Consider the following 26293-nt stretch of genomic DNA (forward strand, 5'->3'; position numbering starts at 1 on the left):
GCGCATGAACGGCAAGATGAAGGCAATCGCTCTGTTGGTCCTCGGCGCGCTCGCGGCATTGGGTGGCGAGTATCTGGCGGGTTATCTGACGCTGTGGGCGCTGAGACTCGACAGTGTTCCATTGGGTATGACGACGTATTGGGAGTACTTTCGCGCGCTCGATCTGCCGCAAGTCGCCCCTTACGTGTTGAAAATCAAACTCTGCGGGGCGTTCGGTTTCGGTGTTCCATTGCTGACGTGGCTATGCCTTCTCGTCCCTGCACTGAGGTCGAAGCCGGAGTCGACACACGGCGACGCGCGCTTCGCGACGATGTCCGACCTGAAGAAGGCCGGGCTGCTCAAGCAGACCTCGCAGAGCATCCTCATGGGCAAGTACAAGGGCCGCTACCTGTGGCTCGGCGGCGCGCAGCACGTCATCACCATCAGTCCGACGCGCTCGGGTAAGACGACGAGCGTCGCCATCCCCGTGTTGTTGTCGTATGAGCAGTCGATGGTGGTGCTCGACCTCAAGGGCGAGCTCCACAAGGCGACCAGCGGCTGGCGCGAGGCCCTGGGTCAGGACATTCGTGTGTGGGCGCCGTACGACGAGAACGGCCACACGCATCGCTTCAATCCAATGACCACCCTCGCGGGCATGAGTCCGGACAAGCGCATCGGCGAGATCCAGACCCTCTCGGCCATTCTTTACCCGGACCAGCCGGGCGGGGACCCGTTCTGGACGTCGCAGAGCCGTGCGGCGTTTACAGCCTTCACGTCATTCCTGTTCGAGCGCTGGGACCAGAAGGTGGCGTGCTGTATCGCGGGTGCGCAGGACAAGCCGAACATCAACGCGTCTTCCGATTACCCGAGCTTCGAGCGCGTGCTCCGTTTCTCTAGCGGGGAGGACATGAACGGTACGAAGTCGTTGCTCGACGAACTTCTGAACAGCGCGACGTACGCCTTCATCACACCACAGACCCGGACGGTCTTCGGCAACCTTGCGGGCCTGGCGGAGCAGACATTCTCATCCGTCATCGCCTCCATGCAGGCACCGTTGCAGCAATTCCTCAGCCCGATCCTCGCGGCGGCCACCAACGCGAGCGACATCGATGTCACGAGTCTCCGTAAGAAGCTGACCACGCTCTACGTCATCATTCCGACGAATAAGCTCGACGAAAGCGCGAAGCTGCTGAATATCTTCTTCAGCACTGTAATCGGCAACAACCTCGGCAAACAGCTCGGCGAAGAGCCCGACCTTACGTTCCAGATGCTCATGCTCATGGATGAGTTCACCGCCATGGGTCGGGTCGACGTATGGGCCAAACGCATCTCCATCTCCGCCAGCTACGGCGTACGCGACCTCTGCATCGTGCAGAGCCGCGCCCAGCTCCGTGCCGCCTACGGCGATCACGACGCCGAGAACTTCATCACCAACCACGGCGCGCAGATCGTCTTCGCGCCGCGTGAGCAGAGTGATGCCAACCAGTACAGCGAAATGCTTGGCTTCAAAACCGTCCGCAAGGAGCACCGAAATACCAGTCGCGGAAACGGTTCGCGCCAGGTATCGACGAGCCACACCGAAGAGCGCCGCGCCTTGCTTCTGCCCCAGGAGATCAAGGAGCTGCCGGGCGACGAAGAGTTGATCTTCTATGAAGGCTGCAAGCCCATCCGCGCCAGGAAGAACTGGTTCTTCAAGGACAAGATGTTCAAGGAGCGTGCGGGTATCGCGCCCGTGGTTGTTCGGCGCGAGACGGTACCGTCTTCGGATCCGGCGGATGCCACGACATCGGGAACGCCGAAGGGACCGAATCCGTTCGCTGAAACGTCTCAACGAGCTCGTGCCGCGTGACTGCGTCGATTAGAGGTGCGACCGCGCGTGATGCGTTTGACAAGGACGTTGGCGCGCGCCCGTCATCGCTAATAGCTGTGCATAAGTTAACCGTCCCAGATCGGCACTACGACATTCAGTTGTTGCGTGACATCGAGGCGGTTAATGCGCGGACGCGGCAGGCGCTCGGTCCGTTGCCGCCTGGTGGCATTCCGTCGGTCGTCAAACGGAGGCCTGATCTACACACGATACCACCGCGCACCGAATCGACTGTTGGTCAGGTAACGGAGAACGAAGAGATGGATATCAAGTATCTGGCCATGGCGGCAGCCATGACCGTGGCGAGTGGTTGTCATTCGGGAATCAAGTCGTGGCACATGAAGTCGAAGATCGAGAACGGTGTGCTGAAAATACCGTTCTACGATCACAGTTTCGGCGCGAGGTGCTTCGACACACTCAGATGTCGCGTGCTCTACGGCAATGCCTACATTGTGAATAGCGGATCGCCGAGCGGTCCTTTCACAGGGCGCGATCGGCAAAACCTCTCGGGCGGTTGGGCAAACCTCGAATTTCCTTCAGTCGCGCGTGTCACGTGGACATCGAAGGACGGTACGAATCACGACGAGAAGATTGATCTAGGCGAGATATTTCGTTCCGGAATGGTCCGCTACGCGCCTGATCTGGACGTCAACGATGTACACCTCAGCGTGCCTCCGAGCGCACCCGACATCATTCTGGTAGTCGAGGATCGATCGATACATGTCTACATGAAAGCGTGGATCTGGCTACTTCACCCCACAGATCCAACGAACAAATTCTCCAACCTACGGACGGATGCGGTCATAGCGTATTCGCAAAGATTCTAACGGGAGTACATGGACGTGGTAGAGAAGCATAAGCGCGACAGTCGTGGCCACCTGCAAGATGCCGTAAGAACGGAGCCGGTGACGGACGCTGATCGGAAGGTATACGCGAAGGCGGCACAGGAAGTTGGAAGTCTGTCGGTCCCGCACATGTTTAGGGCGTCTGACCCGCACTCGCGCCTATAAGTTGCAAATTTCGACGGTACCGGAAACGACCTTTGGGCGGATCCGGAGCATGCGACGAATGTCGGCAAGTTGCATCTGCAGTTATCGCACGCGGGCAGTGTCGACCCTCGGTTGCATGCGGACTACATCAAGGGCGCCGGTACACAGGAAGGCATCGTTGCCAGGACGGTCGATGGCGCGACTGGGGCATCCTACGACGAACGAATTGACTGGATGTACCTGAAGTTCTGCGAACGCGCCCAAGAGTGGCTGAAGGTCGATCCGAATGCTGATATCCGGCTGATGGCTACTGGTTTCAGTCGCGGTGCGGAGCAGGCCGCCGGATTCCTACGTAAGGTGCAGGAGTTGGGTATCCAGAACCCTGATGGGAGAGAGGTCATCCATCAACCGTTTGGCCCCGATATCGTCAAGTGGACCCTTGCGCCCTTGCGTGCGCCGGGCAGGATCGTGATGGGTGAGGTCCTCTTCGACCCCGTCGGAACAGGCGTGCCGAACAACCACGATCGTCAGCCTACAAGCTCAACGGTCACTGGAATACAAATTACTGCCCGTGACGAGCGGCGCAATGCGTTTCCCTCCACGCAGATTCTTCGGCCCGGGCGCTCGGCGGATGGCCGGTTCGTTGGCATCATCGTACCCGGCGCTCACTCGGATATCGGTGGCAGCTATCACCGTGACGGCCTTTCAATTCTCAACTTCAACATCGTCGCCGACTATTTGAACGCTCTTAGCGATACGCCATTAGTCCATAGAATGTTGGTGCCGACAGACCCTGAGATGTTCCAGATTCATCGTTCCGAAGATCATCTGTTTATCTATAGCACCTCGGAATTCAGACACGAGGGCTACCGCGACGTTATGGGATCGCAGGCATCACCACCGCACTGCAACGACGAGCGCAAGATGATCCTCTGCGCGCTGCCCGATCCGCTCGATCCACAAATCGCGGCACACCTCGGCCCTCGATACCTTGTGGGCGTCCACGGCCCCGATGCCGTTCGTGAACTCAGCGACCCCGCGCATCCCGACTACGCTATGTACCGCTCTACCAGCGTGCAGGTCATGGAGTTGCACGCGCGCTCCGGTATCGACCTTAATCGTGCTCAGGTCGATCAGCTGACCGCGGGCCTCGTGATCGAGGCCAGGCGCAGCGACATGATCGCTATCGAAGATGTTCAGTTCGGGAAGAACTTCCGGCCTGACCGACCGACTCTCCGTGCCTTTGAGGCATTCGGTGACGACGTCGACTATCCCAAATCCAGGACGGCGAGTATCGAGGCGTTGAAAGCGCTCGACGTTCCGCTGGAATCGTCCAATCAGCAACTGCACATGCTCAATATGGAGAAGGAGGCGATTGTCAGTCGAGAAGATCTGGCGCCCCCGTCGCCAGTCAAATCTGCCGTGCTCGAACCTTCGAGGCCCCTCCCGTCGCGGGAAGAGCCGGTCATTGCGCCCTCGCGAAGCGATGCGTTCGATAAAACCGACGGCGGGGCCATCCGCGAACTCCAAAAAAACCTCAACACGCTCGGCATCCGCGACATGGCAGGTGAGCCGCTGGCGACGCACGGCGTCTACGACGTGTCGACTCAGACGGCGGTGGCCCGGTTCCAGTCGAGTCATGCGATGCCTGTTACAGGACAGGCCGACGACGCGACTCGCAACAGGATTCACGGACAGGCCTTCATTGCAGAGTTGCAGCGACCCGTACAGGTCAGGATGTCTACCGAGGTTCCTGCATCTCAGGTGCAGCCTTCGTCGCCGATGGCAGCGTATGAGTCGCCTACGGGTGCGTCCCTTTCGAGGGCCGCCGCGCCTCCGATGCTGGCTCACCAGTCTCGTAGTGACCCTCGTAACCCGAACAGCAAGGATCACTCGCTCTATAACGAATTACAGCGTCGGCTGCCGGATTCGTCGGAAGAACGCCTGATGCAATTCACCGCTTCATGCCACCGACACCGCATCAACGCCAGCAATCTGGGTGGGGTGCATATGGATTACGACAGCATGAAGTTGACCATCGACACTCACGGCCTGATGGCGACACCTGCTGTCGTCGACATGAGCGTTCCGCCGCCGGAGTCGGAGCAGTCGATCAGGCAGATTCAGCAATTCGACCAGCAGATGGATCAGGTCGCTCAGCAGAGTCAGGAGCGGAGTGCGCAGATGGCACAGCAAGCGCCTGTGATGTGAGGGGCGCAAGGGCATCGCCTAAGGACCGACTCCTTCACGCGGCTTGAATTTTCGTAATCAGCTTCAAGGAATGCAATCATGTTGCACAAGAAAGTCATGACGACACTGCTCTATCCGGCACTAATGCTGTTGTCGGCCACTCCGCAATCCGTTTCGGCCAATTCCGCCGTCGACTCGCCGTCCGGGAGCGCAGCGAGCGACATGCGGGCGCTTTCGATTGAAAACAAGAAGAAGTACGCCGCGTCGCACTTTCTGGGTTTCTACACCGCGTTTGGCAGTATTGCTTCCGATGTTTGCCAAGCGGAAGGCGTCGACCTCACGGCATACGTGAGTGCCTTCACGCTCAAACATACGGCGGAGTTCGCGAAGGCGCAGAAGATCATCTTGGCATCTGGTATCTCGGACGAACAGATGGCTTCGATTGCACGTGGCAGGCGGTCGGTAATGGAAGCCAAACTGCGTCGAGCGATGCTCGATCTTGCAGCTGCCTTGCACAAGACGACGGTCGCCGATGGTTGCTCTTATGTCGCATCGAATCCGACTGATGCTGCGTCTGCGCAATCCTACGCCGAGGCGAGTCCCGACGTCGAAGCGATCCTGATGTCCGACTGAGATTCCACGAAAAAAGGCCGGGATTACTCCCGGCCTTTGAGCGGTTCGACAGTCGTGAATCAATCGTCGTCGCGAAGCGCATGACGAATCAACAGGAACGTCCCAATAGCCGCAGCCGCAATACCGATAGTCACACCCGGATTACGGCGGACCTGCTTCCGCAGACGGCGATACTGATAAGTCGCTTCATCGGCAAGATCCTCGGCCAGGTAACGAACCTTCTGGCTGCTGCCGCTGTTGCGCTTGGCGAACTTGTTGGTCACGCGACGGGTGCGCTCGAGCAGGTCGTTGCCTGCGCCGGTCGCCTCGTCTGCATAGTGGCGAACGCGGCCGGATACGCCATTGACGGCGGTCTCGACCTGCTGCGCGAACTCGCGATTTCTGCTCATTGGATGGCTCCCTCTCAAGCGTTGCTGACGGGAATCGACTTTGCGGCCCGGGTCGTGAGGGTCGTGTAAATGGGCAAGTGGCGGATTGAACAGGGATTCAGGCTGGTCAATCTCATGCGAAATCGTACTTGCCACCCTTGGCGAGCGCCGCCTGGTACGCCGGGCGTGCGTGGATTCGCTCGAGGAAGGCATGCAGCTTAGGCCGGGAGGCGTCGAGGCCGCCTCGACTGGCGGCGGCCTCCAGCGGAAAACTCATCTGGATGTCCGCTGCCGTGAACTCGCTACCCGCGAACCACTCGGACTTGCCGATTTCGCCTTCCATGTAGTCCAGGTGCAGCTTGAGCTGCGGATCGACAAAGGCCTTCTGCGCGCCCTTGGCCAGCATCCGGGCCACCGGCTTGGCGAAGAACGGGACCGGCGCCGTCTCCATGCGGACGAAGACCAGCTTGAGCAGCAGCGGCGGCATGGCTGAGCCTTCGGCGTAGTGCAGGAAATAGACGAAACGCAGCCAATCGGCACTGCCAACGGCGGGTTTCAGGCGCCCCTGGCCGTAACGTTCAAGCAGGTATTCCACGATGGCGCCGGACTCGGCCAGGGTGACATCGCCGTCCTGGAGGATGGGCGACTTACCGAGCGGGTGGATGGCGCGGAGCTCCTTGGGCGCCAACATGGTCTTCGGATCGCGCTGGTAGCGGACGATCTCGTAGGGCAGGCCAAGTTCCTCCAGCAGCCAGAGGACGCGCTGGGAGCGCGAGTTGTTCAGGTGATGGACGATGATCATGGCCGGCCCGGATGTGGAAGAGGGCGCAGCGTAGCAGCGCGCCGCGTGCACATTCCATCGACGGGCGGCGAGTAGCTTCGGCGGTCTGACACCACGAGGACATCGACATGGGCCGCGAAGCCGACACGATTCATACCGACAAGGGCACGATTGGGCGACTGCAGGCGCTGATTCACGAGCTCCGTGACAACGCCAAGGTCATTCTTCATCTGCAGGATGGTTCGACGATGCAAGGCATCGTGGCGGTTGTTCCCACAACGCAAACCTTTGTCGACGGCGATGGAACGGAAGGCATCAACGGCGTGGTCAAGCTGATCGACAATGACCGCCCCGACTGGTCGGCGACGGTGTCGCTGGACACCATCGCGCGGGTCGAGCATCTGGACTCGGTGGGTTACGGTACGTCGCAGACGTAAGCGCCCGGATTTGGTAGGAGCCGATTCATCGGCGATCAGCGTGTGCTACGTAGCGACGCCTGTTCGCCGATGAATCGGCTCCTACCAAAACGCGTTGAGCGAACGAATTGCGTTAGGCGGACGGTAGGGTTTCCTGCAGTTTCTTGGTTTGCTCCGGGAAGGCGGCGCCTTGTGCCGCTACTGTCGTGGCGACAAGTTTGCGTGCCTCGGCTTCGCGATTCAGCGCGTGGAGCGCCTTCACCCGATACGTCGCCACACTGATCGTGTTGGCACCGTAGGCCTTCTTTGCAGCGGCTTCGAGGTAGGGCAGGCCTTCGGCGAACTTTCCGCTCTCGACGAGACGACGCCCGTAACGATAGTTGTAGACGTAGTCGCTCGGATAAGCGGCGATCAGTTGCTTTTCCAGGGTATCCAGCTCATCGCCGGCCTTGGCGCGAACCAGATATACGCGAAGGTTATCCGCGAGGTTGCGGTCGCTCTTGAGATCGCCGTGAAGCTTCTCGCGGCTGAGGTCGATCGCCTTGCGCAGTACCGCTTGCTCGCCGGCCGTGTCGCCGATGGCGGCGTCGAGATCAGCGGCGGTGAGGACAGCGCTGCGCTGGTCGGCGCAGGTCGGCGATGCCACGAAGATCTGCGTGGACAGATACTCGTCGAAGGCCGGCTTCTGCGGCGACAGTGAAGCCTGTCGCGTCGCTGGGGGCTGCGCGGCTGTTGCACCGATCAGGTCATCCAGGACGTAAGGACGGTCGCAGCCGATATTGCCGGCAAGCACCTTGGTCGCTGCCGCCGCGATGGCCGCGTCGTTCTTGTCGGCCTTGCCTTCGAGAAGCAGCAACTTCTGCTTGGCCAGTGCGACGCGCTTGTCCTGATCGGACACGTTACGAACCATCGATGGCAGGGTATCGAACCAGGCCATGCCTTCCTTGCCCTGGTAGCGCTGCTGGTACGTATCGAGCACCTCGGCGACCGAGGCGAGCGATCCCTTCACGGCTTCGTCTTTCTGGTGCGACAGGCGCGCGTCACCGGAGAGCAGCGCGGCGACCTGCGGATAGAACTTCTCGCGCGGTTGCTCGGCGAGGATGCGTCCCAGCTCCTCTCCATCCGGGCCGATGGCGACATAGGTCGGAAGGAAGTGAACGTTGAGCTTGTTCATCCATGCTTTGTCGGCGGGTTTGTCCGCGTCGGCCTCGTAAAAAACGATCTTCTTTTCCAGATCGTTCCACTCCTTGCCGTTGAGGACGTGGCTGGCCATGTAGTAACACGAGTAACACCAGACCGCCTGGAAATCGACCAGCACCGGCTTGTGCTCGCGCTTGCCCTGGGCAAGTGCGGCATCGAGACTGGCGGGACCCTCGTGCGCGGCGTAGGCCGGTGCAACGAGGGTGAGAAGAGCGGCGGCGAGCAGGCGCTTCATCGTGGACGTCCCCTTTGGCGGTATAGACGTCCACTTTATTAGCACGTTTTCGACGAGATGTCAGATCGTGCTGCTGGCGCCTTCGATCGGCTCGGGGTCCGATACCAGGCCCTGGCGACGCCGCAGGGAGGGGAACCACCAGGTCCACAGGCCGACCACGACCAGGGTGCCGATACCGCCGATAAGCGTGGCATTTACTGCACCGAGCGCGGCGGCGAGTATGCCGGACTCGAACTCGCCCAGCTGGTTGGAGGTGTTGATGAAGATGGCATTGACCGCACTGACCCGGCCGCGCATGTCGTCAGGGGTCTCCAGCTGCACCAGCGCGCCGCGGATGACCATGCTGACCATGTCGAAGGCGCCCAGGGCGAACAGGGCGATCAGCGACACCCAGAGCGTCGAGGAGAGGGCGAAGGCGATGGTGGCGACACCGAAGCCCGCCACGGAGGCGAACATGATCGGCCCGACCCGCCGGGTCAGGCTGTTGTGGGCGAGCCACACGGACATCAGCAGGGCGCCCACCGCCGGTGCGGCACGGAGCAGACCGAGGCCCCAGGGGCCGGTATGCAGGATGTCCCTGGCGAAGATGGGTAGCAGGGCCGTGGCGCCGCCCAGCAGCACCGCGAAAAGGTCCAGGGAGATCACGCCGAAGACGGCGGGCCGATGGCGGATGAAGTGGACCCCGGCGAACAGGGTCTTCAGCGTGGCCGGCTCGCGGCGCGGCGGCTGGTGGTCGTAGGAAAGGCGCGACATCAGCGTCAGCGCGACAAGGTAGAGCACGGCGGACACCGAATAGACCGTGCCGGGCCCGGCGACATAAAGGAGACCACCGAGGGCAGGGCCGGCGATCATCGCCGCCTGGCCCGCCGAGGCGGTGGAGGCCATCGCCCGGGGCAGCACGGCGGGTGGGACGATCGCCGGGAGCATCGATTGCAGGGCCGGGAATTCGAAGGCCTTGCCGAGGCCGACCACGAAGACCAGGGCAAGGATACCGACCTCGTTGATGTGCCCGCTGAGGCTGAATACGGCGAGCAGCGCGATCGCCAGCCACTCGATGGTCTGGCAGATGGTGACGATGCGGCGCCGGTCGAACTGGTCGGCCACGTGGCCGGCGGGCAGGGCCAGCAGCACCGAGGGGACGAACTGGACGAGGCCGATGAGGCCGAGGTCGAGGGCGCGATGGGTGATCTCGTAGATCTGCCAGCCGACCGCGACCGACATCATCTGGAAACCGAAACTGGAGGCGTTCTTGGCGAACCAGAACTGCATGAAGGCGCGATGGCGCAGAAGGGAGACGGCTTCGGGGGACGACGAAGGCATGAGGGATCCTTGGGGAGTCGGGCGATTCTACGCCCGCCTTGCCAGCGGCCGCGCCCAGGGGCGAAGCTAGGGCTTCGTACTTCCGGGATGCTTTCGCCATGCGCCGTTTCGCTCCGCTCGCTGTTCTCCTTGCCACCGTCACGGTGGCTGCCTGCTCGCCGCAGCCCGATGCCCAGACCACGCAGCAGGCACCTGTGGACAACCGGGCCGACGAAGCAGCGAAGAAGCTGGAGACCTACCAGCAGCTGCTGAAGCTGCACAACGACGGCCCAGCCGTGCAGCTGGGGCATGAAATCGTCGATAAGTATCCGGACACCCCGGCAGCCGCCGAGGTGAAGAAGACCCTCGACAATCTCGAGACGAACTACAAGGCCTCCAGCGAGAAGGCGCGCCTGACCGCCCTATGGCTCTACCAGACCTCGCCCATGCAGGGCGGCACGCAGAGCACGGCGACCATTCAGTCCAGCCAGCCCACGGGCGAGGCGTCGGTACGGCTGATCCTGCGTCGTCATACCGCCTGGGGTCAGACCGTCTTCCTCTACGCGACGACGGGCAAGGGTTTTGTCTGCAAGGGTGACTRCACGCTCAAGGCGACCTTCGACGGCAAGCCGAAGACGCTGAATGCCTTCCGCCCACCGACGGGCGAGCCGGCGCTGATCTTCCGCAACGACCCGCAGTTCATCAAGGACATGGCGAAGACCAAGCGGCTCACGATCGATGTGGTGACGGTGAGCCGGGGTGAGACGACGCTGACCTTCGATACCGGTGGCTATGATGCGGAGAAGTGGGCGCCGCTTCCTGGTAAGAAGAAGTGAGGTTTGGGCTAGCACCCGTTCGCCGATGAATCGGCTCCTACCTTGAGAGGCCGATTCATCGGTGGGGCGGGGTGCTTCAGTGCAGGAAGAGCTTCTCGGTGATGCGGGTCAGCGGCCATTCGAGCATGGTGTTGAGCCGGGCGGGAAGGTCGAGCGGACGTAGCAGCATCTTCACCGTCATCTCGGCGGGGAGGTGCTTCTTGAGAAGGCCCTCCGCGCGTCCGGCGATGCGGCGAAATTCCGCGTCGTCGTGCGCCTTGTCGGGATGGCGTACGTTGAAGACGTGGCGCAACGCAATGTCGCTGTCTTCGTTCTTGATTTCGCTGAGGCGCTTGAGCAAGGTGCGCAGCGTGCTGAAGCGGCCGATCTTGTCGCGCTCGCGATAGATGCGGAAGTGCTGGTAGAAGTTCTTGTAATGACGGACTTCATCGCTCTTGATGTAGTTCGTCAGTTCACGCAGCACCGGCTCATCGGTCACTTCGTTGAGTGCGCGATAGAGGCTCGCGGTACCCGTTTCAACGACGCAGCGCGCGGCGAGCTCCAGGCCCCGGTTGGGTTCGAGCTCATCCGGCGTGCAGACCGAACCGTAGTGTGCGAAGAAGTTGCGGAAACCGGTTTCCCAGTCGAACTCCGGCCACACGTGGCGCACATAAGCGGCCAGTGCGCGGCCGTGCTGCATTTCCTCGTGCTCCCAGTGATCGCGAAGCCACGCCTGCAGCGTTTCGTCGCCGGCGAAGTGGTCGACCAGCAGATGCGTGTACAGATCCGAGCCGCTCTCGACGAACGACGAGCTGCAAAGCAGCAGGAACAGGTCTTCGTTGTGCCTGACCTTCTCGACATCGATACGAGAGAGGTCCAGTTTTTCAAGCGTCCATGGCAAGGTGGCGGCGTAGCTCACGCGTTTTCCCCGATCGCTTTGTCTTATCGCCCCGAGGGCATCTGACCGAATTGTGACAAAGCCGGGCAGGCCTGGCTACGCGGCATCCTTGCGGTCAGCGGACCACCGTCACCGGCACGTGGGCCTTGGCGAGCACGTCGGTGGAGGTCGAACCCACCAGCCAGCGGGCCAGGGCGCCGCGCTCGGTATGCCCGATGACGATGTGGTCGACCCCGTGACGGGGGACGTACGAGAGCAGGGCGTCGCCCGGGCTGCCGTGGATGAGGTCGACCGTGACCGGCACCCCCGCCTCCGGCTTCAAGGCCCTCACCTCGGCCTCCAGCGCCTCCTGGCGCCCCCGGCCGTTGCTCTCGGTCATCATCAGCGCAGCCGTATCGGCGCCGTTGTCCACCTGCAGGACCGAAACCACGTGGACCCGGGCCCCCGCGCAGGCCGCCAGTTCCAGGGCGAAAAGGTAGGCGCGGCGGGCGGTTTCGGAGCCGTCGTAGCCAACCAGGATGTGCTTGGGCATGCCTTTCCCCTTCGAGTCGCGGCGTTGAATCGATAGTAAGCCGCCGGCAGCCGGCCGGGGGAGGCCGGTTCACGGGTCTTCCACGAATCCCCGGCTTACCTGAACGGCCGTCCGGGGCGTCCGTGTTTCTTCACATTCGTGAGTACAGAATCCGATCTCGCAGCTTCCTGCTATCTACCCACGGAGAAACGAACATGATCAAGCGCATTACCGGTCTGGCTGTCCTGGCTCTCGCCGCTGCAGGTACCTTCTCCGTCCAGCCCGCCAAGGCTGACAGCAGTGCTGAGGTGAAGTGCCACATGACGTTCAGCACCACGGGTTGGGCTGCGATCTACAAGAAGGCCGATGGCCGGGGCCACGTCCGTTGCGATAACGGCCAGAGCGCCGACGTGATCATCCACGTCCGTGGTGGTGGCCTGACCGCCGGCAAGTTCAGCATCGAAGGCGGCAAGGGTGAATTCACCCACGTCCACGGCATTGGCGAGATCTACGGCGAATACGCCAGCGGCGGCGCCAACGCCGGTGTCGTGAAGAGCGCCGAGAGCGCCGCAATGACCAAGGGCGAAGTCTCGCTGGCCGTGACGGGTACGGGCCGCGGCTTCAACCTCGGCGTCGACCTGAGCAAGTTCGAGATCGAGAAAATCGGCAAGTAAGCGCCGGCTCGGTGAAACAAGGGGCGTCCTCCGGGGCGCCTCTTTTTTTTGCGAATCGGCGACGCCTGCTCGGGGCTCGCAACCGAAGAGGGCGGAACCCGCATTCACGCGGACGAGTACACTTCCCTGATTCCCACCCATCGAGGTTTCCCCATGCGTCGCCTCTCCACGCTTCTCGCTCTTTGCCTGATCACTGTTTCCGCCTGGGCTGCCGCCCCGACCGGCCCCGCCGTCGGCGACAAGGCGCCCGATTTCAAGCTGCAGGACCAGAATGGCAAGTGGCACACCCTCGATACCGAGAAGGGCAAGTGGCTGGTGGTTTACTTCTATCCGAAGGACTTCACTGGCGGCTGCACCACCGAGGTCTGCACCTTCCGCGACGATATCGTCAAGCTGCATAAGGCCGGCGCCGTGGTGTACGGGGTGAGCCTCGACGATGTGAAATCGCATGCCGAATTCGCCGCGAAGTACCACGTCCCGTTCCCGCTGCTTTCCGACGCCGACGGCGCCATGGCGACGAAGTACGACGTGCTCAGCGATGAAAAGGGCAGCAAGTACGCCCGCCGCGAGACCTTCCTGATCGACCCGAACGGCAAGATCGCCAAGGTCTACAAGGACGTGGACCCGGAGAAGAATTCCGGCCAGGTGCTGGCTGACCTCGAGCAGCTGAAGGGTTCGGGCGTCTGAGCATGTTCAAGGCTCTCAAGGGCGCACGCCATGCCCGACCCTTCGCGCCGTGGCGCATCGTGGTCTGGCTGGTGATGCTGCTGGCGGCCGTCGGCTTCGTGATCAACACGTACGGCGCGATCATCGCAGCCGGCGCCATCGGCTCCATGACCCCCGAGGCGCTGGCGGCGGGCGGTCCCGACCCGCGCGTGCTGATGGCGTGGTCGCTGAGCTACTCCCTCGGCGCGTTTGCCGTGATGGTGCTGGCGCTGGGAACCCTGCGCTGGCGCGAATGGGGGCGGCGCGCCATGCGCGTCGTCGCCGGCGTACTGGCCGTTTGGGCGATCTATACGGCGGTGGTCGCCTTCCATCAGTGGCAGGAGATCGGTGTCGTGCTCGGTCAGGACGGCCTGCCGCCCGAACTGCTCGCCCGCGGTATGAAGGCGCGCTCGATCCTCCTCGTTGGCGTCGTGCTCAAGGCGGTCTCGGTACCCGTGCTGGCCTGGCTGGCCTGGGCACTGGGTAGCGTGTCGGTCCGGCAGCAGTTCGCCCAGCCCGCGCTGTGAGCCGGATGACTGCCCGTTGGTGGATCGTTGTCGCTGCCGTCTGCGCCTCGGGCGGCGTCGGCGCCCAGGACGTGGGCCAGCTGTCCTGTGGGGTCGCCAGTACTTACGACCTCACGATCCGACCCGATGCTCTCCTGTTCGAGCGCCCGCAGGTGGCACCGCGCAGTGTCCGCCTGCACGACGGTAGCCTCGCCACGGACGGTCGCGCGGTGACGCTGCGTGCGGACGAGCAGGATCGTGTCGCCCTGTTCGAGCGTGACGTCCGGGCCCTGGTGCCCAAGGCCAAGGCGATCGCCAGCGATGGCGTGGACGTCGCCGCGCGCGCGGTGCGGGACGAGGCCGGAAGGGCCTCCCCGGGGTCGCTCAGCAGTGGCGAACTCGACCGGGTCCTTGCCAGCCGTGTCACCGATATCAAGCGGCGCATCGCCGCGAGCCAGAGCACCCGCGACTGGCAGGCCGATGCGATGCGTGCCTACGCGCAGGAGATCGTCTCGGACATCACGCCGGTGCTCAGCCAAGACGTCGGCAGTGAAGCGATGCAGTTGGCGATGAACGGGGATCTGGACGGCGCCGCCGCGTTGCGCGACCGCGTTGCCGACATCTCCACCGGCGGGCAGGCACGCGTGCTTGCCAAGCTGGAAGCCGCGCTCAGGCCGCGGGTGCAGGCGCTCTGTCCGGCGGTGCGTCAGCTGTTGGACCTGCAGTCCGGGTGGCGCGACGCATCCGGTCAGCCTCTCATGCTGATCGAGACAGGCGGATGACCGCCGGCTGACCGGATACCTGGCCGTTTATCACCGGCTAAGTCCGACAGGTCTAACGTTTCATCCATGGAACGTAACTCGATCCGTGTCGTGAATGGGCTGATTCGCCGCGTCATTGCGGATCGTGATCTCTATGGTCAGGCGGCACGTGGCGTGCGGGAGCCGGGCCTCAAGGCGATATTGCAGGAATCCGCGGACTCGCTGACGGCGATCGCCGCAGAATTGCAGGGCGAGGTCACCGCCACGGGTGGGCGTCCTGCCATGGCCGGCGGCCCCATGAGTGGCGTCCGGCGCAGCATGATGGAAGCCTCGGCGAAGCTGTCGAGCGACCCCGATGTCACCTATATACGGACGCTGGAGCTCATGGAGCGTCGTCTTCTCGACGCGTTCCTGCGTCTCGAATCATCGTCTGGCGACCGCGCCGTCGTCGGTCGGCACATCGCGCGCTTGCGCCTCTTGCACCTCGACATGATCCACATGGGTGGCGCGACCGGGCGCTGAGCGGCTCCCCGTCGGGCGCCTGCCGTCCGCTGTCAGGCGGCGCGTCTCAGCTCGATCAGGGTCCGGTGCATGTGGCGGTCGGCGGAGACGCGCACGGGGTGAGCCGCCATGCGTGTTTCCCGATCGGCGAAGAAGTTGGCGAAGGCAATCGCATCGCCAGGGTCCTTGCGTACGGCGATCTGCACTCCCTCGCGGAAAATACCCCAGGCATGGCCGATGTCGGCGATGTGGTAATCGATGACCTGCTGATGCATGGGCGACCTTTCCGTTTCGACGCGCCTGACGGCGTATGTCGATAAGGGTCGCCGCTCGAAGCCGAACGAGGAATCAGACGAATCTGAAAAATTGCACTTTTTTTTGAGAAAAAACTCAGTCTGACGCCAGGCTGGCAGCGGCACTAACCATGCGGTCGACATGCACCCGCAGGGTTGCGATCACGCCGGGCAGCCGTTGTAGCGCGGTGCTGGCATCGTCCCCACGTAGCTCCGATTCGAGGCGCTCGAGCATCGTCGCCGCGTGCGAGGGTCCAAAGACCCGGAGCGCCCCGCCGATGCGATGACTCCACGCCGCGACATCCGCCGGAGAGCGCAGGGTTGCCGCTTCGTCGAGATCGGTGCGCAGGGTGGTGGCGAAGCGAGCCACCATGGCGGGCAATGTGGCGAGGCTTCCGAAGTCGCTGCGCAGGGCCTCGAGGTCCCACACCGCGCTAGCGGTTCCGACGGCGGCCAGCACATCGCGCAGTGCACCGAGCCGGACGGGCTTGGCCACGAATCCATCCATGCCGCTGGCCAGGCAGCGCTGCTCCACCTCGGGCATCGCGTTTGCCGTCATGGCGATGATGGGCAAGGTCACGTGGCTCTCGCGAAGGGCGCGCGCCAGTGCATAACCATCGCGCCGCGGCATCTGCAGATCGGTCAGGAGCACGTCGAAGACCTCGGTCGTCGCCGCGATCCACGCCTGCTCACCGTCATCGACAACGGTGTGCCTGTGCCCAAGCCGCTCCAGCTGTGCGGCGACCAGTTCACGATTGGTGGCGTGATCCTCCGCGACCAGTACCTTCAGGGACACCCCGGCGTGTGACGGTCGGGAATGCAACCGTCGCTCGTCTCCATCGTCTCCGGCGGTGACGGGTAGGGTCAGTTCAGCGGTGACGCGGGTGCCGACGCCGAGCTCACTGGTTATGCCGATCTGGCCGCCTAGCAAGGTGACCAATCGCCGACTGATGGCGAGGCCGAGACCGCTGCCACCCGGTCGCCCGGTGGTGGCCGAGTCGGCCTGGCTGAACGGCGCGAACAGCCGGGCCATGTCATCGGCAGCGATACCCACGCCGGTGTCGGCCACCACGATGCGTAATGACTGGTGACCCGACGTGTCCTCTGAGACCTCGACGCTCACGGTGATCGTGCCGCGGACCGTGAATTTGATCGCGTTGCTGACCAGGTTGAGGAGGATCTGGCGAAGCCGCGCACCGTCGGTGAAGACGTGGGGAGCAAGACGTGGGTCGATGCAGCATGCGAGGGCCAGCCCCTGGTTGCCGGCCTGCCATGCGAACAGGTCGACGACGCCCTCAATGAGCTCCCGTAGATCGACCGGGCCGCATGCGATGAGCAGTTCTCCGGCCTCGATACGGGAAAAATCGAGGACGTCGTCGAGGATGCGCAGCAAGGCCCCGGCCGAGCTCTCGGCCGTGCCGAGCAAGCGCTGCTGCGTGACGTCGAGCGAGGTCGTGCCAAGCATCTCCAGCATGCCGATGACGCCATGCATCGGTGTGCGGATTTCATGGCTCATCGTCGCCAGGAACTGACTCTTCGCGCGCGTCGCCGATTCGGCCGTTTCCTTCGCCGCGGCGAGCTCGATCGACTGGCGTCGTCGTTCGGACACGTCGATCCAGTACCCGGTGAACTCGACCGCATCGCCGACACGCCGCGGTACCGCATGCGATGCCACCCAGCGTTCCGGCACCACGTCGCGTATGCGCATCTCTGCGTGGATGGGCGTCAGCGAGGTCGCCGCGCGGTTGACCTCGGCCATGAGCGTTGTCTGGTCGCGTGCATCGATCCGCGCGAATGCGCGGCGTTCGTCATGGAGAAACGTATCGGCCGATACACCGAAGATCGGCTCCGGATTGCCGCCGACGTAGACGAACCCGATGCGTCCGTCTGCGTGGTGGAGAAAACGGTAAACGACGGCTGGCATGTGCCGCGTCACGTCGGCCAGCTGCGCTTCCGTTCGTTCTCGGCGTCGCGTCTCGCGTCGCAGGCGAAGGTAGGCATGGCTGACAAGGAGCAGCAGGGCAAGCACCGCGGCACCCGCCGGCCCGACCTTACGCATGATCTCCCGCCAGGATCCTCCCCAGATGTAGTCGGAGCGCAGCCAGGTGTTCCGGATCGTCTGGCTGCGTCGCTCAGGCATCTGCGTGAGCACGCGGTCGAGAAGGGGAAGCAAGGGGGCGAAGCGTCGATCCAGCGCCATCGCGACACCGGCTTGCTTGCCCGTCGGCGCGGCGATCCTGAGCTGCGCGGGATAGTCGCGCCGGATCAGCACCTCGGCGGTGGCGATATCGCCGACGTAAGCGTCGACCTTGCCGGAGGCCACCGCAGCCAGACCCTCGGCCGTGCTGGAGACCGGCATGACGTCGACCGACGACATGGGCGCGACCGCCGCCGAGACGGCACCCTGGGCAAGATTGGCGGCGATCCGGTGACCGCCGAGATCGTCGGGACCTGTCACCACGAAGGCATGCTCGCGGGTGACGATCACCACCGGAAGATCCAGGTAGGACACCGTGAAGCCGAAGCGTCTCGCCAGCGTGAGGTTGCTGGGTGATGCCGCAGGCAGCACATCGATCTCGCCCGCGGCAGCGCGTTCGATGGTGTCATGCCAATCGGAGGTGCTCACCGTCTCGGTACGTAGGCCAAGCACGCGGGTTGCTTCGCGCAGGTAGTCGATCGCCAGGCCTTCGGCGTTACCGCTCCGATCGATGAGCGAGAGGGGTGCGGCAGACGGATCGATACCGATGCGCAGCACGGGAAGTTGCTTCAGCCAGGCGCGCTCCGCGGCGCTCAGTGGCACGTCGACGGGGGTCGGTGCGGAACTTTCGTGTGGAACCTCGCGCGCCGTGGTCGACATCGCGAGTGAGTCCGTGGCGGCATGAAAGATCGCGACTTGCTCGTGCTGTCCTGTCTCCTCACGCGTCGTGTCGGCTGCGCTCGCCCCGGCGTGTCGTGTACACAAAAGGCCGCAAAAAATGGCCAATATTCTCAATAGCTTCATGGTGTTCCTTCAGCCACGAGCGGACGATTACTGTAATCTCCACGATGGTATGAATGAGTAGCACATCTCATGGAGAGCGGCTGCACACATCCGCTTGCGAGGGAAGACATGGTTCTGCGAACGATCATTGCCGACGATCACCCGGTAGTCCTGATGGGGGCTCGCGCCGCCCTGGAGGCAGGCGGTGATATCGAAGTGGTCGGTGAAGCGGCCAACGGCGACCGGCTTGTCGAACTGCTGGCGTCGCTTCCCTGCGATGTGGTCGTTACGGATTTCTCCATGCCGGGCGGGCGTCATGGCGACGGATTGTCGCTGATCGACCTCATTCGCCGGCGCTATCCGCGTCTTCCTGTCGTTGTGCTGACCATGGTCAACAATCCGGCCGTGCTGCAGACCATGCGCAGTCGTGGCGCCCTGGGCCTGTGCGACAAACGCGCACCCCTCAGGGAGGTCGCCGTGGCGGTGCGTTACGCCGCGGCCGGCCGTGCCTACATGAGCGACACGATTCGCCGCCAGTTCGACACCGGCGGCGTGCAGACCTCGGTCGACAGCGTGCGACTGTCGGCCCGGGAGATCGAGGTCGTCCGCCTCTACGTCGGCGGCATGTCGATCTCACAGATCGCCGAGCAGCTCAGTCGGAGCGTCAAGACGGTCAGCCGGCAGAAGCGCGACGCCATGCGCAAACTCGGCATCGATCACGACAGCCGGCTGTCCGAGTACGCACGCGAGCGCGGTATCGCCTCGTAACCCCTGCCGGAAGTCAGGGGGTGACCAACCGCCCATGCATCCCCTCGCCGAACGGACTAAACCATAGGTGCGCCGGGCGCATCGTACCCGGTGAACATCCGTTCCTGGGGAGAAAGGTCATGCGTCACTCGGTCATTGCCGGCACCGCCGCCATCGCCTTCGTGCTTGCTGCCTCGGCGGCGCAGGCCACGGGGATCAACTTCAGCACGGACACCTGTAAGCACGACTACTCGACGCCTTACGATGTCGATGTGACGCCGGCGGGTCTTTCCTTTCATCGCACCGACGGGGTGCCTGCCCAGGTATTCCTTCACGACGGCGCGCTTCGCGTCGATGGCAAGGCTGTCGCTGTGGCGGCGAAGGATGCCGAGGCCTTGCGGCGTTATGAAGCGGGTGTTCGTGCTCTGATGCCACAGGTCGCGGCGATCGCACGCGAGGGCGTGGAACTGGGCTTCTCGGCGATGACGACGGTCACGCTGTCGTTCGCCGACGGCGATCAGCGGGCAAGGATGCTGGAAAAGCTCAAGCGAAAGCAGGTCGACGCCTTGCGCGAGATCGACGAGGGCGTCGGCGCGGGTCACTGGTCGAGCGACCGCATGACCGAGACGGTCGCCGGGTCGGTCTCCGATTCGGTCGGCGAGCTGGTCGGCTCGGTCACCTCGAGCGCGGTGACTGCCGCCCTCTCGGGCGACGCGAGCAAGGTCGCCGCGCTACAGGCGCGGGCCGAGTCGCTGGATAAGTCGATGGATCGCGAGATGAACAAGCGTTCCAAGGCGCTCGAAGCGAAGGCCGATGCCATCTGCCCGCAGCTCAACGACCTCGCCGGGCTCCAGCAGGGCTGGACCGTGCGCCTGGGTAACGGCAAGCCGCTGGAGCTTATGACGATCAAGCCGAAAAGCGAACATCACGATCACGACAGCGATCATCACGGCGATAGCGACGAAAAGGTGGTCAGCTTCTGACGCCGCGGTCGAGCCAGGCGACGACGTTGCTGACGCTGTCGCCGTAGAACGTCCGGTACATCTCCTCGGTGACGTAACCGATGTGCGGCGTCGCCAGCACGTTGGGTAGCGTACGGAAGGGGTGGTCCGCGGCGAGCGGCTCGACCTCGAAGACATCCAAGGCCGCACCTGCCAGCCGGCCGTGTGACAAGGCGTCGATCAGTGCCTGCTCATCGACGATGGGGCCGCGCGAGCTGTTGATCAGTCGTGCCGTCCGCTTCATCTTGGCCAACTCAGCCGCACCGATCAGGCCGAGTGTGCGATCGCTCAGCCGGGTATGGATGCTGAGGAAGTCCGATTGCGCGAGCAGCGCGTCCTTCGATACCCGGCGGACGCCGACGGCATGGGCCGCTTCGTCGGTCAGGTTCTGGCTCCACGCGATCACCTGCATGCCGAACGCCTGGGCGATTCGTGCGACCTCGGTACCGATGCGGCCGAGACCGAGAATCCCGAGTGTCTTCTCACGCAGCTCGGTGCCGAGGCCGACCTGCCAATGCCCGGCGCGTACCGATGCCGCTTCGACGGCGATATTCCGTGCCAGGGCGAGGATCGCCGCCCACGTGAACTCGATCGTCGGCGTCGACGAATAGTTCGTATGCATGACCTCGACTCCGTGCTTCGCGGCGGCATCGAGATCGATCGACGCGTTGCCCCGACCTGTGGAGGCAATCAACCTGAGCCTGGGCAGGGCGGCGATCAGGGTCGCGGTCATCGGCGTGCGTTCGCGCATGACGCAGACGGCATCGAACGTCGCCAGCCTCTGCACGAGTTCGTCGTGCCCGGCGAGGTGGTCGTGGAAGACGACGATCTCTGCCCGGCCCGCCAGCGGCGACCAGTCCGCACTCTGCATCGCCACGTGTTGGTAATCGTCCAGCACGGCCAGTCGAATCATTTGTTCAGTCATTGCAAGTTCCTGGGTCAGGTCGGCTGGATGAGGTCCCAGCCGTTCCCGTAAAGATCGTCGAAAACGACGACGCTGCCATAGGATTCGTGTCGCGGTTCTTCGCGGAAACGGACGCCGTGTTCGCGCATGCGCGCATAGTCACCGGCAAAATCATCGGTATTCAGAAACAGGAAGACGCGACCGCCGCCCTGGCGGCCCACTTGCGCGCGTTGCTCGTCGGTGACCGCGCGTGCCAGGAGCAGGCGCGTGCCGTCCGAACCACGAGGCGCGACGGTCACCCAGCGCTTGCCGTCACCCATGTCGGTGTCTTCGATCAGCTGGAAATCGAGGGCGCCCGTGAAGAAGGCGATGGCCTCGTCGTAATCGTGGACGAGGAAGGCGATGGCACCGAGGGAAGGCATGGGAATCTCCGGAGTCGATTCCCAAGCATCCGCGCTCGACGCGACGTAGGCAAGGGAATCGTTCCGCGTCAGAGCGTCACGACACCGATCTGCGCTCCGCTCGCGTCGCGGGTTGAGCTTGAAGCGTCTTCTCAAGGCATTCTTGCAAGGATCGAAACAATCCTCAGGGTGCGGCGGCGTGCATCCGCCGGATCCGGACTGTGGAGCCCCCGGCGAACGTGATCACGAAGGTCGAGCCCTCGTGCTCCTGCTTGGTGACAGGCAGGGGATCGGCATTGGCGGCCGCCTCCAGTTCACTGCGGTGGTAGCGCACTTCCTCGCCATTGGGCGTGATGGTCATCGGAGGCCCGAGTCGCACGAAGCTGGTGAAGTGGGTAGCGCAGGTGTCGCAGTCAGGATGGCTGATTTCCGGCAGGCGCTTGGCCCAGATCCAGTATTTGTTCTCGTGGGGAATCTGGATGCGGCGGTCGTTGCCGCCGCCGATGGGGTGGCCCTCAACGGACGACCAGACGCGAACGATGCGCGAGGTGCTGCAGTCATCCGAGGCGCATTCCTGCAGCACGACGTAATCGTTGCCGTTGAGGTACTGCGGTTCGATGCTGAGCACGTCGCCCGCGACCAGCGCGGTCGCTGGAAAGACCACGCCGGGCATGCGCGGATCGGTCCTGAAGTCGCCCGACACGAGGTAGCCGCCGTGACTCTCGGTGTAGGCATCCGCGGTGACGGTGACTCGGGGGAGCTCGACACCGGAGGGCGCCGTAGCCTGTTGTCCCGACGCGGGTAGGGTCACAACGCCGAGAATCGACGAGAGGATGAGTATCCGAAGAAGAGGCATGGACGAATCTCCCTGATGTGCCGTGCGCATCCGTGCATGACACCACCGCACCCGCGAGCAAACAAGTCCGCAGGAACTTTCGAAGTCAAACTTGCAAGTTTGCCTTGTAAGTTGCTTTTCGCGACCCTACCGTAAGCCTATGGCCAAGCAAGCTTCCGTGTTTCCGGGCGTCGATGTCGCCGCCGCCGATCTGCTGACTGCCTGTGGGCAGCTCGTGCGTCGGCTTCGCGCAGAAACCAATAACCAGGAACTCAGCTGGTCGCAGCTGGCCGTGCTTGCGCGCCTCGAGGAGACCGGCCCCACGTCCATCGCCGACATGGCGCGCGCGGAGTCGGTAAAGCCGCAGTCGATGGGCGTGACGCTCTCGGTCATGGAAGACGAGGGGCTGGTCGAACGGACGCCGCATCCCACGGATGGCCGCCAGTTTCTTTTTGCTTTGACCAGCGCCGGCACCGAGGCCCGCCGTCGCGTTCGCGCCGCGAAACAGTCGTGGCTGGCTGGCGCGGTGGCCAACCTGACGCCGGACGAGCAGCGCGACTTGCTCATCGCCGCGGCCGTGATTCGCCGGCTCGCCGATTAGAGCACGCGGGATCCTGCGTGACATCCATCTTACTCCCACCTCCCTAAGGAACTCACCATGCCGCTCAGTCAACTCGATGCCAATGCAGCGTTGATCGTTGTCGACCTTCAAAAGGGCATCGTCGCGCTTCCCACGGTGCACGACACCGCGGACATCGTCGCGCGCTCTGCTTCGCTCGCGCGTGCGTTTCGCGCGTCGGGTCGCCCGGTCGTGCTGGTGCATGTCACCGGCGGCGCGCCGGGTCGTACCGACGCGGGCGCGCGTCCGTTTCCGTCGGATCCGTCGTTCATCGAATTCGTTCCGGAGATCGAGCGCGCACCGTCCGATCACATCGTCGAGAAGAAGCGCTGGGGCGCGTTCCATGGCACCGACCTCGACAGCTGGTTGCTTGGCAAGGGCGTGGAGCAGGTGGTCATCGTCGGTGTCGCCACCAGCATCGGCGTCGAGTCCACCGCGCGTTTCGCCAGCGAACACGGCTACAACGTGGTGGTCGTACCCGACGCGATGACCGATCTGGTCGCCAGCGCGCATGAGAACAGCGTCAACACGATCTTCCCGCGGATCGCTGAAACGACGACGACCGCGGAACTGCTCAAGACGATCGGCTGAGGATCAGCCTCCCCTCACGCTAAACCTGATGATCGTGCTCGTCGTCGGCCGCAAGGCCGGCGCCCGCACCCGCGGCGGCACCACCGGCCATGCCGGCACCCATGCCGCCGCCCATACCGCCACCGCCCATCCCGCCGCCACCGCCCTTGCCTCCGGCACCCTCGCGGCCATCGCCTTTGCCGCCTTCGGCCCGCGATTTACCGCCTGATCCGCTCGACGGGCGTGTCGGGCCCTGCTTGGGAATCACCACGCTCGACGGAATGGCATCCAGGTCGAGCACCTTGCGGATGAAGTCGCGCAGCGAGACCACGAGCTCGGCGGTATGCGTGGTCCGACCTTCGGCCAGTTCGGTCGCGGCACGCGCCGCCAGTTCCACTTGCTGCTCGGTGCCGAGCAGGATGATGTCCGAGAGAGCGGCTTCCACGGCATCGCGCACGCGACGTGCGCGCTCGTTGCCTTGCGCCGCAGCGGCGTCGATGGCCGTCTGTGCGGCATCCAGGCGCTTAAGGTCACGCAGGTGCGTGGGGTCGACGGCGAGATTGCCGGTGAACGAACCTCCCAGCGTCTTATAGGCCGCGATCAGCGTACGAAGACGCTCGTTGATCTGGCGATTCTCCCGCTCCCGTCGTTGCTGGATCGTCTGCATGGCGAGCAGCCGTATGCCCACGCCGATGAGCGTGATGACCGCCAGTCCGAAGAGGGTGGAGAGCAGGCCTTGCCAGGAGCTGAAGTCGAGGTTTCGCATGAGGGAAGCCTGAAATGGCCAGCGCGAAGCTAGCGTGAGTTCGACAGGCGGCTAGAAGGTGGGGACCACGCTTATCCAGCAAGCTGATGACGTGGATAGAGGGCGCGACTGACAGAAGAGCGTATCCATGAGGCCAATACTTACCGTCTCGCAAGAATTGAAAGCGAACAGCGGGTCGGATGCGCACGAACTACATAAGTCGTGATCGTGACCGGGCACTTGCGGGCGATCCTCTAAACCAAATGGAAGTACGCCATGAAATACTCTCTCGCAGTTATCGCACTTATTGCTGCATTTGCATCGCCGTCTGATTCACTTGCGCACCAGGCCGATCAAGCTCAGTCACGGGCAATCTCAGAACGTTTGCAATCCCCGCTTCGTAATCGTCACCAGCTTGATGCCTACTTGAAGACATCACCTGCATCGCCGTTGCACAAGCTTGGCCCGGCGAAGACGAAGGCGTTCGTAAACTCGCTAGTGTTCACAAGCAGGGGTGTTGGTTCTTATTCGAACGTCGATCTCGCTGGCCTGCCATCCGCCGATGCGCAAGAAATTCTCGGCCTGTTTGGTCTTCAGGACGACGTGGTCTCCGGAAGGTCGAAACGGTCGGTTGGAGCGGCCAGCGGCCGAAGCTTCATGAAGCGCCCGCCCCCGCGTTGGGGTAAGTCCTGCATCGTATTCCCAGGGGGTGCTGGCCCCCGATGCATTAATTCTCCGGGTTATCGTTGTTCGTATCTTTGTCACTGAGTGTGAGGTCGCGACGATGTGCCATCGAAAGCGCCTTTCAATCATCGCGTCAATTTCGTTCTCAGTTTCTACGACGTCGGGTATGGCGAGTGCGCTGGAAGATAAGCCAGGCTTTTGGTCGGACGTGTCAAAGATTACCGCAAGCGACTCAGGAAGCTCGGAGAAAGCATCGTCGATACGGTCCTTATTCAGCCAGAAGCTTCAGCCCGAACTCGCTGATAGGGCGGCTCAGCCCGATGACGCCCTTCATGATCTCTACCGTGCGGTTGAGACGGCGTACTTCTATGCCAGGACCAACGACTACGCAAGTCGATTGATTTATCGGAATGGGATGGAAGCTGTCCTCAGCGAGCTACATCGAAGGGGGGCTCAGGAGCCTGAAGAAGTGGACTCCTATCACGACGGCTTAGTAGTGGCGAGAGACTTTAAAGCAGCCGAGAAACTGAAGAATGATTTTGCTGGCCTCTCACTCCGCGACTATCGCAGGTTCAATCCACCAGCAAAGATTGATCGCTTGAGACCCTCGGCATTCACCGCTGATGGGGAGGGGCGGCTCGTTCTCTCGAATATCGATCTGCCTGACGACGGAGCCTACGTCGTGGTGGTCATCGGTTGCCACTTCGCAGAGGATTCTGCCCGCGAAATCTTGAAGAGCGAAGAACTGGCAACTTTTATGGGTAGCGATCGCGTCCTTTGGGTGTTCAGCGATCTGGAGTTGAATCAACAAGCCCTGAATGAATGGAATAAGAAGTTCCCTCGATTCAAAGCGATGATTGCCTTTGACAATGCGCTTTGGACCGACGTGGACTTTAGCGCGGGGCCCACGTTTCACGTCTTTCGCGACAGGAAGTTGGCTGGAACCCAGGAAGGCCTGGATGGAACCATTGGTACATCGGGCCTAGCCAAATTATTGAAAGCCACGGGCCTCATCGAATAGGCATCAAGCGTTAGGAAGCCGGTCTGCAGGTCCAGGGTGCTGCGGACGGGCGACTCGCCTACTATCGGTTAAGTCCTCATGGCCCCAAGGCGTCGCCATTGTCGGCTTGACTGGTCCGTTGTCGGGATCGATGTGCCGTACAATTATCGGCCTACATCGACGCAC

28 protein-coding genes and 1 pseudogene are annotated in these 26293 nt (G+C 63.0%); 17 read left to right on the plus strand and 12 right to left on the minus strand.

Annotation, left to right across the window (positions count from 1 at the left end):
* Positions 1-4 precede the first annotated feature (4 nt).
* From AC1DYM_RS09415 to AC1DYM_RS09435, 5 genes and pseudogenes are all read left to right on the plus strand, one after another.
* Complete coding sequence (locus AC1DYM_RS09415) at positions 5-1828, plus strand: type IV secretory system conjugative DNA transfer family protein (RefSeq protein WP_477337710.1); 1824 nt, start codon at positions 5-7, stop codon at positions 1826-1828.
* Positions 1825-2673 carry a hypothetical protein gene (locus AC1DYM_RS09420; RefSeq protein ID WP_477337711.1) on the plus strand — a complete coding sequence of 283 codons (849 nt, stop codon included), beginning with the start codon at positions 1825-1827 and terminating at the stop codon, positions 2671-2673. Before AC1DYM_RS09415 ends, AC1DYM_RS09420 begins: the two co-directional genes overlap by 4 nt.
* Before the next feature lie 201 nt (positions 2674-2874).
* A pseudogene (locus tag AC1DYM_RS09425) lies at positions 2875-4170 on the plus strand (XVIPCD domain-containing protein); the annotation flags it as partial.
* A gap of 24 nt (positions 4171-4194) precedes the next feature.
* On the plus strand, positions 4195-5046 hold the full coding sequence (locus AC1DYM_RS09430) for a peptidoglycan-binding domain-containing protein (protein WP_477337785.1): 852 nt from the start codon (positions 4195-4197) through the stop codon (positions 5044-5046).
* Between the two features lie 78 nt (positions 5047-5124).
* On the plus strand, positions 5125-5658 hold the full coding sequence (locus tag AC1DYM_RS09435) for a hypothetical protein (protein WP_477337712.1): 534 nt from the start codon (positions 5125-5127) through the stop codon (positions 5656-5658).
* A 59-nt stretch (positions 5659-5717) separates the two neighbouring features.
* Here AC1DYM_RS09435 and AC1DYM_RS09440 read toward each other — a convergent pair whose 3' ends face one another.
* Together AC1DYM_RS09440 and AC1DYM_RS09445 are read right to left on the minus strand one after the other, a co-directional pair.
* Positions 5718-6047 carry a hypothetical protein gene (locus tag AC1DYM_RS09440; RefSeq protein ID WP_046966891.1) on the minus strand — a complete coding sequence of 110 codons (330 nt, stop codon included), beginning with the start codon at positions 6045-6047 and terminating at the stop codon, positions 5718-5720.
* A 112-nt stretch (positions 6048-6159) separates the two neighbouring features.
* Positions 6160-6828, minus strand: a complete 669-nt coding sequence (locus tag AC1DYM_RS09445; protein ID WP_477337713.1) for a glutathione S-transferase — start codon at positions 6826-6828, stop codon at positions 6160-6162.
* A gap of 107 nt (positions 6829-6935) precedes the next feature.
* Between AC1DYM_RS09445 and AC1DYM_RS09450 the strand changes: the two genes are divergently transcribed.
* A complete protein-coding gene (locus AC1DYM_RS09450; protein WP_046966889.1) occupies positions 6936-7244 on the plus strand; it encodes a DUF3247 family protein in 309 nt (102 codons plus the stop codon).
* A gap of 112 nt (positions 7245-7356) precedes the next feature.
* On the opposite strand, the gene AC1DYM_RS09455 is transcribed toward AC1DYM_RS09450, so the two are convergent.
* Both AC1DYM_RS09455 and AC1DYM_RS09460 read right to left on the minus strand, forming a co-directional pair.
* Entirely contained in the window at positions 7357-8658 is a 1302-nt protein-coding gene (locus AC1DYM_RS09455) for a thioredoxin family protein (protein WP_477337714.1), read from the minus strand.
* A gap of 60 nt (positions 8659-8718) precedes the next feature.
* Positions 8719-9978 carry an MFS transporter gene (locus AC1DYM_RS09460; protein ID WP_477337715.1) on the minus strand — a complete coding sequence of 420 codons (1260 nt, stop codon included), beginning with the start codon at positions 9976-9978 and terminating at the stop codon, positions 8719-8721.
* 98 nt (positions 9979-10076) lie between these two features.
* On the opposite strand from AC1DYM_RS09460, the gene AC1DYM_RS09465 reads away from it, so the two are divergent.
* Positions 10077-10793: a hypothetical protein gene (locus AC1DYM_RS09465; RefSeq protein WP_477337716.1), complete on the plus strand. Its 717-nt coding sequence runs from the start codon at positions 10077-10079 to the stop codon at positions 10791-10793.
* Between the two features lie 76 nt (positions 10794-10869).
* On the opposite strand, the gene AC1DYM_RS09470 is transcribed toward AC1DYM_RS09465, so the two are convergent.
* Together AC1DYM_RS09470 and AC1DYM_RS09475 are read right to left on the minus strand one after the other, a co-directional pair.
* Complete coding sequence (locus tag AC1DYM_RS09470) at positions 10870-11691, minus strand: ferritin-like domain-containing protein (protein WP_046977772.1); 822 nt, start codon at positions 11689-11691, stop codon at positions 10870-10872.
* A 94-nt stretch (positions 11692-11785) separates the two neighbouring features.
* A complete protein-coding gene (locus AC1DYM_RS09475; RefSeq protein ID WP_477337717.1) occupies positions 11786-12202 on the minus strand; it encodes a universal stress protein in 417 nt (138 codons plus the stop codon).
* Positions 12203-12396: 194 nt separating this feature from the next.
* Between AC1DYM_RS09475 and AC1DYM_RS09480 the strand changes: the two genes are divergently transcribed.
* From AC1DYM_RS09480 to AC1DYM_RS09500, 5 genes are all read left to right on the plus strand, one after another.
* A complete protein-coding gene (locus tag AC1DYM_RS09480; protein ID WP_477337718.1) occupies positions 12397-12855 on the plus strand; it encodes a hypothetical protein in 459 nt (152 codons plus the stop codon).
* Positions 12856-13008: 153 nt separating this feature from the next.
* A complete protein-coding gene (locus AC1DYM_RS09485; RefSeq protein ID WP_477337719.1) occupies positions 13009-13542 on the plus strand; it encodes a peroxiredoxin in 534 nt (177 codons plus the stop codon).
* 2 nt (positions 13543-13544) lie between these two features.
* Positions 13545-14087 (plus strand): hypothetical protein, encoded by a 543-nt coding sequence (locus tag AC1DYM_RS09490; RefSeq protein ID WP_477337720.1) that lies wholly within the window; start codon positions 13545-13547, stop codon positions 14085-14087.
* 5 nt (positions 14088-14092) lie between these two features.
* On the plus strand, positions 14093-14848 hold the full coding sequence (locus AC1DYM_RS09495; protein ID WP_477337721.1) for a DUF2884 family protein: 756 nt from the start codon (positions 14093-14095) through the stop codon (positions 14846-14848).
* 66 nt (positions 14849-14914) lie between these two features.
* Positions 14915-15349, plus strand: coding sequence for a PA2169 family four-helix-bundle protein (locus AC1DYM_RS09500; RefSeq protein ID WP_477337722.1), 435 nt, complete (start codon positions 14915-14917; stop codon positions 15347-15349).
* A gap of 32 nt (positions 15350-15381) precedes the next feature.
* Here AC1DYM_RS09500 and AC1DYM_RS09505 read toward each other — a convergent pair whose 3' ends face one another.
* Positions 15382-15603: a hypothetical protein gene (locus tag AC1DYM_RS09505; RefSeq protein ID WP_477337723.1), complete on the minus strand. Its 222-nt coding sequence runs from the start codon at positions 15601-15603 to the stop codon at positions 15382-15384.
* A 115-nt stretch (positions 15604-15718) separates the two neighbouring features.
* The gene (locus AC1DYM_RS09510) at positions 15719-18478 is read right to left on the minus strand and encodes an ATP-binding protein (RefSeq protein WP_477337724.1); all 2760 of its coding nucleotides are present in this window, start codon (positions 18476-18478) and stop codon (positions 15719-15721) included.
* 252 nt (positions 18479-18730) lie between these two features.
* Here AC1DYM_RS09510 and AC1DYM_RS09515 point away from each other — a divergent pair, with 252 nt between their 5' ends.
* Positions 18731-19369 (plus strand): response regulator, encoded by a 639-nt coding sequence (locus tag AC1DYM_RS09515; RefSeq protein ID WP_477337725.1) that lies wholly within the window; start codon positions 18731-18733, stop codon positions 19367-19369.
* A gap of 119 nt (positions 19370-19488) precedes the next feature.
* Positions 19489-20331 carry a DUF2884 family protein gene (locus tag AC1DYM_RS09520; RefSeq protein WP_477337726.1) on the plus strand — a complete coding sequence of 281 codons (843 nt, stop codon included), beginning with the start codon at positions 19489-19491 and terminating at the stop codon, positions 20329-20331.
* Here the strand turns inward: AC1DYM_RS09520 and AC1DYM_RS09525 are convergent.
* From AC1DYM_RS09525 to AC1DYM_RS09535, 3 genes are all read right to left on the minus strand, one after another.
* The gene (locus tag AC1DYM_RS09525; protein WP_477337727.1) at positions 20321-21274 is read right to left on the minus strand and encodes a D-2-hydroxyacid dehydrogenase family protein; all 954 of its coding nucleotides are present in this window, start codon (positions 21272-21274) and stop codon (positions 20321-20323) included. The genes AC1DYM_RS09520 and AC1DYM_RS09525 overlap by 11 nt on opposite strands.
* Before the next feature lie 14 nt (positions 21275-21288).
* The gene (locus AC1DYM_RS09530) at positions 21289-21675 is read right to left on the minus strand and encodes a VOC family protein (RefSeq protein ID WP_477337728.1); all 387 of its coding nucleotides are present in this window, start codon (positions 21673-21675) and stop codon (positions 21289-21291) included.
* Positions 21676-21838: 163 nt separating this feature from the next.
* The gene (locus tag AC1DYM_RS09535; RefSeq protein WP_477337729.1) at positions 21839-22510 is read right to left on the minus strand and encodes a hypothetical protein; all 672 of its coding nucleotides are present in this window, start codon (positions 22508-22510) and stop codon (positions 21839-21841) included.
* A gap of 139 nt (positions 22511-22649) precedes the next feature.
* Here AC1DYM_RS09535 and AC1DYM_RS09540 point away from each other — a divergent pair, with 139 nt between their 5' ends.
* Together AC1DYM_RS09540 and AC1DYM_RS09545 are read left to right on the plus strand one after the other, a co-directional pair.
* On the plus strand, positions 22650-23090 hold the full coding sequence (locus tag AC1DYM_RS09540) for a MarR family winged helix-turn-helix transcriptional regulator (protein ID WP_477337730.1): 441 nt from the start codon (positions 22650-22652) through the stop codon (positions 23088-23090).
* A gap of 57 nt (positions 23091-23147) precedes the next feature.
* Entirely contained in the window at positions 23148-23699 is a 552-nt protein-coding gene (locus AC1DYM_RS09545; protein WP_477337731.1) for an isochorismatase family protein, read from the plus strand.
* A gap of 19 nt (positions 23700-23718) precedes the next feature.
* Here the strand turns inward: AC1DYM_RS09545 and AC1DYM_RS09550 are convergent, their stop codons facing one another.
* Entirely contained in the window at positions 23719-24444 is a 726-nt protein-coding gene (locus AC1DYM_RS09550) for a hypothetical protein (protein ID WP_477337732.1), read from the minus strand.
* Positions 24445-25273: 829 nt separating this feature from the next.
* Here AC1DYM_RS09550 and AC1DYM_RS09555 point away from each other — a divergent pair.
* The gene (locus AC1DYM_RS09555) at positions 25274-26128 is read left to right on the plus strand and encodes a hypothetical protein (protein ID WP_477337733.1); all 855 of its coding nucleotides are present in this window, start codon (positions 25274-25276) and stop codon (positions 26126-26128) included.
* The last annotated feature ends 165 nt before the right edge of the window (positions 26129-26293 follow it).

The organism is Luteibacter sp. P1_D3 (assembly GCF_056406135.1).